Genomic DNA, 10,525 nt, shown 5'->3' on the forward strand with positions numbered 1-10,525 from the left:
GACGGCTCCAGCATCGGCAGCCAGCGAACTGCGGCGCCACGGTACCAAGCGATCACGCGCTCGGCCGCCACGACCATCGTTCCCACGCGGTGACAGGTGCGCCACCGCATCGCCGGTAGAACGCCTTGGCGGACTCGTTGTCGGGCAGCACGTCCCAGACGAGTTCGCTCGCGTTGCGTGCGCGGGCATGCTCCAGCACCACCTCCATGAGCGCTGATCCAACGCCTTGGCCGCGCGAGGCCGTGTCCACGTACAGTTCCTTGAGGAGCAGCGAGGGCCGAAGATCGAAGGTGAACGATCGCTCGACGACCACGGCCATGCCCGACAGGCTGCGATGATCGCGCCCTGCTTCGGTGACGAAGGCGGTGAACTGCGGCGCGCCGGCCACGCCGATCGCCCCAGCCATCTCACCTGCATCATCCGCGGCATTGAGTCCTCTGGAGAGCAAGGCGTCCTCGGTCACCGCAAAGCGATCGGCGTACCCTTCAAATACCGCCAGCGCGCGCATCAGCCTCAGCAGCTCTGGGGCATCAACCGCCGTCGCACGGCGAGCATTGAGCCCAGACATCATCCGGGCGCCCGCCCGGCGCCAGCCAGCACACTGCCGGGCTCATTGCCGGTGGCCAGGGTGAAGCCTTCGTCCAGCCAGCCTGTGATCCCGCCGATCATCAGCTTGACCGGGCGTCCCAGGCGCGCCAGGCGGATCGCGCCGCGGTGGCCGCCGTTGCAGTGCGGGCCTGCACAGTAGACAACGAAGATCGTGTCCGCGGGGTAGCCCGCGAGCTTGCCCTCGGTGAGTTTGCCGTGGGGCCAATGGATGGCGCCGGGCACATGGCCGCGGGCGTAGAGCTCGGCGCTTCGCATGTCGAGCAACACGAAGTCGGCACCTTGAGTCATGGCGTCGTGGACGTCCCAGCAGTCGGTTTCGAATCGCATTGCCGCTTCGAAATGGGCCAGGGCTTCGTCCGAGGCAGCCGGGTCGATGGCGGTGACGGCGGTGGTCATGGCGGGAGGGCTCCGTTGGTTGAGTGGTGATGGCATTGTCGAAACGAAGCCGGCCTGATCACAGTGGCCGCAGCGACATGTATCGGTAAGATTGCGACATGAAGGATCACCTCGCGAAATGAAAGATCACTGCGTTGTGGCGCTCGCCTACGACGGCTTGTGCACCTTCGAGTTCGGCTGCGTGGTCGAGATGTTCTCGCTCGAACGGCCGGAACTGGGCGTCGATTGGTATCGCTTCGCGGTGTGCGCGTCGGAGCGTGGGCCCTTGAAGGCAGCGGGGGGCATCCAGGTGGTTGCGCCGCATGGGCTGGCGATGCTGGCCCGGGCCGACACCATCGTCATCCCCGGCTGGCGTGGTGCCGATGTGCCGCCGCCCGAGCCTTTGCTGCGCGCGCTGCGCCGCGCGCATGACAGGGGGGCACGGCTGGCCAGCATCTGCTCTGGCGTCTTTGTGCTGGCTGCGGCAGGTGTGCTGGATGGCCGGGCAGCCACGACGCACTGGCGCTATGCCGACAAGCTGCGCGAGCGCCATCCGACGATCGACGTGCGCCCGAACGAGCTCTACGTCGACGAGGGCCAGGTGCTGACGTCGGCCGGCTCGGCGGCCGGCCTCGACATGCTGCTGCACCTGGTGCGCCGCGACCACGGTGCCAAGGTGGCGAACCAAGTGGCTCAGCGGCTGGTCATACCACCGCATCGCCTGGGCGACCAGGCGCAGTTCGTGCCCAGGCCGATGCCGTTGGACGAGGCAGCGCGTTTGTCGCGGCTGATGGACTGGGTGCGGGCGCATCCCGCGCAAGCGCACACGCCCGCCTCGATGGCCAAGCGCGCGGCCGTGAGCGTGCGAACGCTTCAGCGGCAGTTTCAGGAGACGGCAGGCATGACACCCTTGGCGTGGGTCACGCGCGAGCGCGTGGCGGCGGCGCGTGAACTGCTTGAAGGCTCACGCCGACCCATGGCCGACATCGCCGAGCGCACCGGCTTCGGCTCCGAAGAATCGTTCCGCCGGCACTTTCGGCAGATCACCGGCGTCAGCCCGGCGACTTATCGGCGGCAGTTCGCGGAGCGGAGCGCCTGAGGAGGCGCACCGTCGTCGACTCAGCAACCGGGTTCTATGTGGCGCCGCAACGCGCTGCGGCCTTCCGGAGGCGGTCAGCCAGGCTCCTGGCATCGCCGACCGACGCGCTGTCGAGGCTCACGGTAGCGCCGTTGCGCGCCACAGTGATCTGGATTCGGCGCTCTCCGCTGCGCACGGCCTCCACCACGTGGACGTCGATACGTAGTGCGATCAGTCGCGAATGGTCAGCACGGCGGACGGCCTGGAGCGAGCCCACACGCTGCACCCGCTGATCCTGCTTCGCGACCTTGCTGCGACTTTGCCGGCGCAGCAGCACTCCGATGAGGATCAGGCCGGACAGGCATGCGATGGCCAGCAGCACCCCCACCGGATGGGGTTGCAGCGCATCAGTCGTCATCGGGAGGGCTCTCGGCGTTCGAAGGCGCCTCGCACAGCCGGGCGGCCTCGTCCAACAGGGTGGCCAGTGCGAACGCTTCGTGCGGTTCGATTCGGTGGTCACAACCCCGATTAAGGGCCACCCGGTCCGGCTGACCGGCTTCCTTCACGACGGCGATGCGCCACAAAGCTCCGCTGCCGATTCTGGCGATCTTCGGGCGGGGTTGACCGAGGGCCAGCCACGCCACGATCACCAGGACCACGGCTGGGACAACTATCTGCAGAACCCCCACATCCATGACAGCTCCTCCCGGTGGACGTCGAGACCAACGCGAGGGCGGTCTCGACGTGATTGTCGGGGCGGCCCAATGTGCATGCCGTCAGGACAAGCCAGCGATACGGCATCTTGCTCGATGTGGCGCCTCCCCTGCGCTCAATCGGACCTCTGCGATGAGGCGAAGCGATTTTCCGACCGGCTCGGTCATCGTGGGCGTGAGGGCCACCTGCCTGAGGAAAAGTCAGAGCGTCGCCTCAGCCGCGATGAGCCGTGCCGGGAGGGAGCCGGACGGCAACTCTGTGGCGATCTCGCACACGCCTGTCCGCCGGAGTGGGGCCCGCGCTGCGAGCACCACGGCGGAGTAGTCGTGCACTAGCGAGCGCGCGCCTTGCGTGCAGCGGTGGCGCCGGGTCTCGCCGGTCGGCCTTCAGCGTTCGGCCTGGCGGGCCGACTGCCGTTGTCCCGTGGCGGCAGGCCTGTGTGCTGGGTCAGGATGCGCCCCTTCACCGGCGCGGTACTTTTCGTCGCGACGCCCTTCTTCGCCGATGGTGCCGGCGTCGAGTTGGTGCGGCGGGCGCTCTGGTAGCTGCCGTCGGTGGCGGGCTGCCAGGTCGGGATGAGGTGGTGCTTGCCGTTGCCGATGAGGTCGGCACGGCCCATGTCTTTCAGCGCCTCGCGCAGCAGCGGCCAGTTGTTGGGGTCGTGGTAGCGCAGGAACGCCTTGTGCAGCCGCCGGCGGCGCTCGCCGCGGACGATGTCCACCGTCTCGCCGCCGCGCTTGGGATCGCGGTGGATGCCCTTGAGCGGGTTGCGGCCGCTGTGGTACATCGCGGTGGCCGTGGCCATGGGGCTGGGGTAGAAGGTCTGCACCTGGTCGGCACGGAAGCCGTTGCGCTTGAGCCAGAGCGCGAGGTTCATCATGTCCTCATCGCTGGTGCCTGGGTGCGCCGCGATGAAATACGGGATGAGGAACTGCTCTTTGCCGGCCTCGGCGCTGTACTTCTCGAACATCGCCTTGAACTGGTCGTAGGCGCCGATGCCCGGCTTCATCATCTTCGACAGCGGGCCGTTCTCGGTGTGCTCGGGCGCGATCTTCAGGTAGCCGCCCACGTGGTGCTGCACCAGTTCCTTCACGTACTCGGGCGACTTCACCGCCAGGTCGTACCGCAGTCCTGAGCCGATGAGGATCTTCTTGACGCCCTTGAGCGCACGCGCCCGGCGGTACATCTTCACCAACGGTGCGTGGTCGGTGTTGAGGTTGGGGCAGATGCCGGGGTAGACACAGCTGGGCTTGCGGCAGGCGGCCTCGATCTCCGGGCTCTTGCAGGCCAGGCGGTACATGTTGGCCGTCGGGCCACCCAGATCCGAGATGACGCCGGTGAAGCCCTTGACCTTGTCGCGGATGTCTTCGATCTCGCGGATCACCGAGTCTTCGGAGCGGCTCTGGATGATCCGACCTTCGTGCTCGGTGATCGAGCAGAAGGTGCAGCCACCGAAGCAGCCGCGCATGATGTTGACGCTGAATCGGATCATTTCCCACGCGGGGATCTTGGTCGCGCCGTCGTGGCCGCCCTTGTCGTCTGCGTAGGCCGGGTGCGGCGAGCGGGCGTAAGGCAGGTCGAACACATGGTCCATCTCGGCGGTGGTCAGCGGGATGGGCGGTGGGTTGATCCACACCTCGCGCGCGGTCTTGCCCTCGCCGTGGCGCTGCACCAGCGCGCGGGCGTTGCCAGGGTTGGTTTCGAGGTGCAGCACCCGGTTGGCGTGCGCATAGAGCACGGGGTCGCTCTTGACCTGCTCATAGCTGGGCAGCCGGATGACCGTCTTTTCGCGCGGCGGCATCACGATGCGGCCGCTGTGGGCGGCTCGTCGGCTCGTCGGCATCGCCACCACCGCCGGGGCGGGGGTTTCGCTGGACGCAGGCGCTGCCTCGGCCGCTGGCGGCGCGGCGCCCCCGGCCTCGCGGGCGCAGTCGCCGCCCGAGGTATCCCAGCCGTAGGGGTTGATGTGGTCGTCGATCCGGCCCGGCATGTCGACCTCGGTCGAATCGATCTCGAACCAGCCGGCAGCGGTGGGATCGTCGTGCCGGCGGATGAAGGCGGTGCCGCGAACATCGGTGATGCGCTCGACCGGTTCGCGTGCCGCCAGCCGGTGCGCGATTTCGATGATGGCCCGCTCGGCGTTGCCGTACAGCAGCAGGTCGGCCTTGGCATCGACGAGGATCGATCGGCGGACCTTGTCCTGCCAGTAGTCGTAGTGTGCGATGCGGCGCAAGCTGCCTTCGATGCCACCGAGAACGATGGGCACGTCGTTGTAGGCTTCCTTGCAGCGCTGAGCGTAGACGAGGCTGGCGCGGTCGGGCCGCTTGCCGCCCACGTTGCCCGGCGTGTAGGCATCGTCGCTGCGGATCTTCCGGTCGGCGGTGTACCGGTTGATCATCGAATCCATGTTGCCGGCGGTCACGCCGAAGAACAGGTTGGGCTTGCCAAGCGCCTTGAATGGATCGGCCGATTGCCAATCTGGTTGCGCGATGATGCCCACCCGGAAGCCTTGGGCCTCCAGCGTGCGCCCGATCACCGCCATGCCGAAGCTGGGGTGGTCGACGTAAGCGTCGCCGGTGACGATGATGATGTCGCACGAATCCCAGCCGAGCTTGTCCATCTCGGCACGGCTCATCGGCAGGAACGGCGCCGTGCCGAAACGTTTGGCCCAATAGGGCCGGTAGGCCGTGATCGGCTTCGGCGAGGGCGCTTTGGCGCGCGGGGCGTCGGACGTGGTGGGCGCAGCGGGGCGCAGGGTGGCGTTGGTCGTGGTCACGGGCGGGGCCCTGTCAGACGGCCGCCGGAATGCACGGCCGGCGAGCCGGGCGCCGGGCGGCGCCAACCGGCTATTGTCCCTGGCTTGCCGCCGCCCCGCCATCTTCAAGGGCTTGCGGCCTCGCCCCGGAGCGGGAAAAACCCCGCAGGCGCCCGCCGGGTGCTCGCGGCCGGCCCGTCGGGCCGGCGCGATGGTTCAGGGCGCGGCGGGGCCGTGATCGCTGCCCAGCTCGACCGCGTAGGCCAGCGCCAGGCGGGCGAACTTCAGAGCGTGCGCGGCCGAGTTGCCGATCTGGCTGAGCGTGTCCTTCGTGGTGTGGATGCGCGGGTTGTCTTCGCCAAAGGCGGCCTCGAAGGGGAACGATGCGGCGTAGCCGTTGGCTGTCCATGAGGCGTGGTCCGAGCAGGCATAGCCGCACACATCGCGCACCACCTTCAGCTCAGGCAGATAGCCGGCGGCCAGCGCCGCCACGAAATCGTCCTGAGGGGCGTTGGTGTAATCGGTGATGAGGGTGATGTCGCTGCTGGAACCCTTGTAGTCGGTCATGTCCAACTGAAGCGCGCCCATCACATTGCGCCCCTGGGCGGCGTAGGCCTTGGCGATGTCCTTCGAGCCGAGCAGGCCGGCCTCTTCGCCGGCATAGCCGATGAACTGGATCGTCCGCTCGGGCTTGTAGCCGCTTTGCAGCAGCACCCGCATCACTTCTTGCAGCGTGGCGATGCCGGAGGCGTCGTCATCCGCGCCGGGCGCGCGACCGCCTGGCCGCAGCACGGCCTGCGGGGTGATCGAATCGAGGTGACCGCCGATGACGATGATCTCCTCCGGTGCCACCGTGCCGCGGATCTCGAGAATGACCGACTTCTGCACGAAATTCGGGTGGTTGAACTGGCTCACCGTCACATCGGTGCGCCCAGGAGCGAGGGCTCGCCAGCTGTCGGCCAGCTCGTTGGACGCACGCGCGCCCACGTTGTGGCGGTAATAACGGTTGGTGTAGGACTGCAGCTTGGAGATCGTCGCGAGGATCTCGCTTTCCTTCAGCTGGGGCAGCAGCGGGTTCACTTTGGACTGGTCGTTCAATCGGTAGTCCGGCACCGTCGCCTGGGTGGCCATGCGGCCCTGGCGCAGGTGGCGATCGGCCGCGGCCACCGCCTGGCGGGCCTCTTGCCGGGACTCGTGCACCATGAAGCCGCCGCAGCGGTGCAAAGCCTGGTGTGCCGCGAGTGAGAGGCGGGCCAGGTCGTCTTCTTCGGCTTGCAGAATGACCAGCGCCTCATGGCCCGGGCGGCTGAGGCGCTCTGTTGAAGCGGGCAGCGCATGGCGCTCCACCTCGGTGTGGGCGATGCGCTGGGCTTGCAGCACCTGGAAGGCGGCCTCGTCCATTGAAACCCACACCGGCGCAGCGTGGGTGGCGGCGGCCCCGCTCAGCAGCAGCGCGGCCGCTGCGGCCAGGCGATGAACAGGGCGCAGGTGGTGGAGAGGGCGGATCGAACGATAGGCGGCGTCAGCGGGGCGTCGTGCGGCGGTGGTCAAAAGGGTCTCCTGCAGGAATATGCGGCCGCGCAGCAGAAGGGGCAGGTGCGGCCAAGGCGGCAGACCTTACAGTGCGCCGCGGCGCGCCACGCGGTGGCGCACTCAACAATCCTCATGTGAACAACAGGTGCATGCCGGCCGGCTCTGCTCGGTGGCGATGATCGTTCGCACCACGTGCGACGCTTTCATGCCCTTGGCGTTCGCGCCCGAAGCGAAGGGCCGGGAACGCGGTTTGCCGCGGCGTCTGCCACGCCCGAAAATGCGCGGACAACGTCCCGCCGTCTCTGGCGGTGCTTCTGCGACAACGTGACAGCCCCCAGCAGCCCTTGAACCCCGCCACGATCTCCATCCCGGCCGCCGATCAGACCCCGACCGAGAGCGCGGCATCGGAGGTGCCACCGATGTCGGAGGAGAGCTTTCGGCTGCTGGTCGACAGCGTGACCGACTACGCGATCTTCATGCTCGACCCGCAGGGGCGCGTCGTCACGTGGAACGCCGGGGCGCAACGCATCAAGGGGTATCGGCCCGCCGAGATCATCGGCCACTCGTTCGAGCGCTTTTACCCGGCCGACAAGGTGGCTTCCGGCTGGCCCGCAGAAGAGCTTCGTCTGGCTGCGCTGCATGGCCGCATCGAGGACGAAGGCTGGCGCCTGCGTCAGGACGGCACGCGCTTCTGGGCCAGCGTGGTCATCACCGCATTGCGTGATCACGACGGGCAGCTCAAAGGCTACGGCAAGGTCACCCGCGATCTCACCGAACGGCGCCTGCAGGGCGAAGTGCTGCGCCGCAGCGAAGAGCAGTTCCGCCTGTTGGTCGAGGGGGTGAAGGACTATGCGCTCTACATGCTCGACCCCGAAGGGCATGTGCTCACCTGGAACGCCGGGGCCGCTGCCATCTCCGGCTACAGCGCCAGCGAAGTCCTGGCCCGACACTTTTCCATGTTCTTCAGCGACGCTGATGCGGCAGCGGGATTGCCGGCGGCGGAGCTGGCGTTGGCCTTGTCCACTGGCAGGGCCGAGTTCGAGGGCCAGCGCCGCCGCAAAGATGGCAGCCTCTACTGGACGCATGTCGTGATCACCCCGCTGTGGGGTGCCGAGGGCATTCACCGCGGCTTTGCCAAGGTCACGCGAGATCTTTCACCGCAGCGCCGCTTGCTCGAGCTCGAGCAGGCCTGCCGCCGGATGAATGAGTTCATTGCCGTGCTGGCGCACGAGCTGCGCAACCCGCTGGCGCCCATTCGCAATGCCGTCAGCGTCATTCGGATGCAGCCCGATCTTCCCGAGCCCGTCCGCAAGCTGGCGGGCATGGCCGATCGCCAGGCCTTGCACCTGGCGCGGCTCGTCGACGACCTGTTGGACGTGGGCCGCATCGTCACCGGCAAGTTGTCGTTGCACCACGATGAGCTGGACCTGCGGGAAATCGTGCTGTCCAGCGCCGATGCCGTCCAGCCGCTGATGGATGCGAAGCACCATCGGCTTCGGGTCGAGGCGCCTGAGGGCCTGCATGTGCGTGGCGATGCCACCCGCCTGGCGCAGGTGCTGCACAACCTGCTCGTCAACGCCGCCCGCTACACGCCGCCTGGCGGGGAGGTGTCGATCACCACGCGACGCGACGGGGCTCGCTGCATCACCCAGGTCCGTGACAACGGCCAGGGCATCGCGGCGGGGTCTCTCGAGCGCATCTTTGGTCTCTTCGAACAGGAGGACGCCGGGGCGCGCGATCCTTCCGACAGCAGCTTGGGCATCGGCCTGACCCTGGCCCGGACGATGGCCGAGCTGCACGGCGGTGCCCTGACGGCCCACAGCGAAGGGCGAGGTCGCGGGGCCATGTTCGAGTTGGCCTTGCCATGCCAGCCGTCCGAGCCTCTGGCCGACGCCACGTTGGGCCAGGCCGCGCCACGCCCCCATTACCTGCGCGTGCTGGTGGTGGACGACAACCGCGATTCGGCCGATTCGATGGTGATGCTGCTCGACCAGCTCGGGTACGAGGCCTACGGAGCCTACGATGCGGACGATGCGTTGCGGCTGGGGCAGGAGGTGGCCCCCACGCTGGTGCTGCTCGACCTGAACCTGCCCGGCCGCGACGGGTTCGAAATCATCGGGGCGCTGAGGCAGCAGAGGCCCCAGCCGATGTGCATCGTCGCGATGACCGGTCACGGCCAGCGCGGCGACCGCGAGCGAACCCGCGAAGCCGGCTTTGACGAGCACCTGACCAAACCCATCGAGCTTGACCAGTTGCTCGCCGTGGTCACGCGGGCCTCGGAGCTGATCGGTCGCTGAAGCGGCGCCCTGCGGGCACCCACGCATTCAGCGGCCGAACAGGCCCTTGACCATGTCACTCACCCCTTCGACGACGCCCGAGACGCTGACACCCAGCGATTCCGCCAGGCCGCTCGCGAAGCGGCGGGCGAGGCTGTCGTTGATCGAGAACGAAGGGTCGTCGAGCCGCCCTTCGAGCGTGAATTTCATGTCGATGCGGCCCTGGCGCTCCAGGCCCGCCAGCACCGCCTGGCGAGAGAGCCCGGCGAATCGGTCCATCACGCCAGCCCCACTGGCCAATTGCAGGCCGGTGATCACCACCTCGCCGGGGGCGCGCAACTGTTGGTGCTGGACCTTCGCATCGAGCGACAGATCGAGCAATCCCTTTTTGATGCCGCTGTCGGCGACCTTCAACAAGTAGGGCTGCAGCGCGAGCAGGTCGGCGCCTTGCAGACGGATCTTCAGATCGGCCTCTCGGGTGGCGGGTGTCAGGTCGCCATCAACGGCCAGGCGGCCGTCTTGCGTGGGCCCCTTCAGCAATGCGGTCAGGGTGATCGCCAGTGGCTCATCGAACGAGGGCGCCACCAGGTGATCGAGTGTGGCATTCAGATCGGCCAGTTGCACGTGGTGCGGCGCCCGCTGCTGCGGCAGGCTGGCGTCGTACAGATCGACCAGCACCTGCTTCAGCTGCAGGTGGTCGACCACGATGCGCAGTGGCGCCGCAGGTGCCGGCGCGCTGGGCGCTGCGGGCGCCGTCGGCTTGGGTTGATCGAGCACGCCGGGCAGCACGCTGAGCTTGCCGTCGCGCCGGCGCAGCAGCACCACCCGCGCCTCGTCGATCTCGATGCGTTGCACACGCCAGCCGCCGAACAGGCTGGACAGATCCGGGCGCACGTGCACGCGCCTGGCGTGCAGCTCTTCATCAGCCGGCCAGCCCGGTGCGGCGCCGATGCGCAGGTCGCGCACCGTGATGCCCGACCAGCCCAGCTCGATGGCCCCTACGCTGGCCCGGGGGCCGAGCGCCGACATCAGCGCGCCGTTGAGCCTCAGAACAGCCAGGTGGTAGGCCGCGACCACACCGGCGAGCAGCATGGCGGCGGCGACAAGAAGCGTCTTTCTGCGATGGAACATGGTCAGATTGTCCTGCGGCCCGAAGCCCCCAGCGCCGCGCATTCGCACGCTCAC

General features: G+C 68.0%; 9 protein-coding genes. 2 read left to right on the forward strand and 7 right to left on the reverse strand.

The window, feature by feature from the left end; translation table 11 throughout:
- Positions 1–52 precede the first annotated feature (52 nt).
- Together AACH06_RS05325 and AACH06_RS05330 are read right to left on the reverse strand one after the other, a co-directional pair.
- Entirely contained in the window at positions 53–508 is a 456-nt protein-coding gene (locus tag AACH06_RS05325) for a GNAT family N-acetyltransferase (protein ID WP_341424587.1), read from the reverse strand.
- Positions 509–567: 59 nt separating this feature from the next.
- Entirely contained in the window at positions 568–1,005 is a 438-nt protein-coding gene (locus AACH06_RS05330) for a rhodanese-like domain-containing protein (protein ID WP_341424588.1), read from the reverse strand.
- Positions 1,006–1,123: 118 nt separating this feature from the next.
- On the opposite strand from AACH06_RS05330, the gene ftrA reads away from it, so the two are divergent.
- Positions 1,124–2,083: a transcriptional regulator FtrA gene (gene ftrA, locus AACH06_RS05335; RefSeq protein WP_341424589.1), complete on the forward strand. Its 960-nt coding sequence runs from the start codon at positions 1,124–1,126 to the stop codon at positions 2,081–2,083.
- A gap of 34 nt (positions 2,084–2,117) precedes the next feature.
- On the opposite strand, the gene AACH06_RS05340 is transcribed toward ftrA, so the two are convergent.
- The 4 genes from AACH06_RS05340 to AACH06_RS05355 form a co-directional block, all read right to left on the reverse strand.
- Positions 2,118–2,480, reverse strand: coding sequence for a hypothetical protein (locus AACH06_RS05340; RefSeq protein ID WP_341424590.1), 363 nt, complete (start codon positions 2,478–2,480; stop codon positions 2,118–2,120).
- Positions 2,470–2,757 carry a hypothetical protein gene (locus AACH06_RS05345; RefSeq protein ID WP_341424591.1) on the reverse strand — a complete coding sequence of 96 codons (288 nt, stop codon included), beginning with the start codon at positions 2,755–2,757 and terminating at the stop codon, positions 2,470–2,472. The genes AACH06_RS05340 and AACH06_RS05345 overlap by 11 nt, the downstream gene beginning before the upstream one ends.
- A gap of 350 nt (positions 2,758–3,107) precedes the next feature.
- The gene (locus AACH06_RS05350) at positions 3,108–5,531 is read right to left on the reverse strand and encodes a YgiQ family radical SAM protein (RefSeq protein WP_341424692.1); all 2,424 of its coding nucleotides are present in this window, start codon (positions 5,529–5,531) and stop codon (positions 3,108–3,110) included.
- Positions 5,532–5,747: 216 nt separating this feature from the next.
- Positions 5,748–7,082, reverse strand: coding sequence for a M20/M25/M40 family metallo-hydrolase (locus AACH06_RS05355; protein WP_341424592.1), 1,335 nt, complete (start codon positions 7,080–7,082; stop codon positions 5,748–5,750).
- 401 nt (positions 7,083–7,483) lie between these two features.
- Between AACH06_RS05355 and AACH06_RS05360 the strand changes: the two genes are divergently transcribed.
- Positions 7,484–9,361, forward strand: a complete 1,878-nt coding sequence (locus AACH06_RS05360; RefSeq protein ID WP_479723918.1) for a PAS domain-containing hybrid sensor histidine kinase/response regulator — start codon at positions 7,484–7,486, stop codon at positions 9,359–9,361.
- 27 nt (positions 9,362–9,388) lie between these two features.
- Here AACH06_RS05360 and AACH06_RS05365 read toward each other — a convergent pair whose 3' ends face one another.
- Positions 9,389–10,471, reverse strand: a complete 1,083-nt coding sequence (locus tag AACH06_RS05365; protein ID WP_341424594.1) for a DUF748 domain-containing protein — start codon at positions 10,469–10,471, stop codon at positions 9,389–9,391.
- Between the last annotated feature and the right edge of the window lie 54 nt (positions 10,472–10,525).

Source organism: Ideonella lacteola, from assembly GCF_038066555.1.
Classification (GTDB): Bacteria; Pseudomonadota; Gammaproteobacteria; order Burkholderiales; family Burkholderiaceae_C; genus Ideonella; species Ideonella lacteola.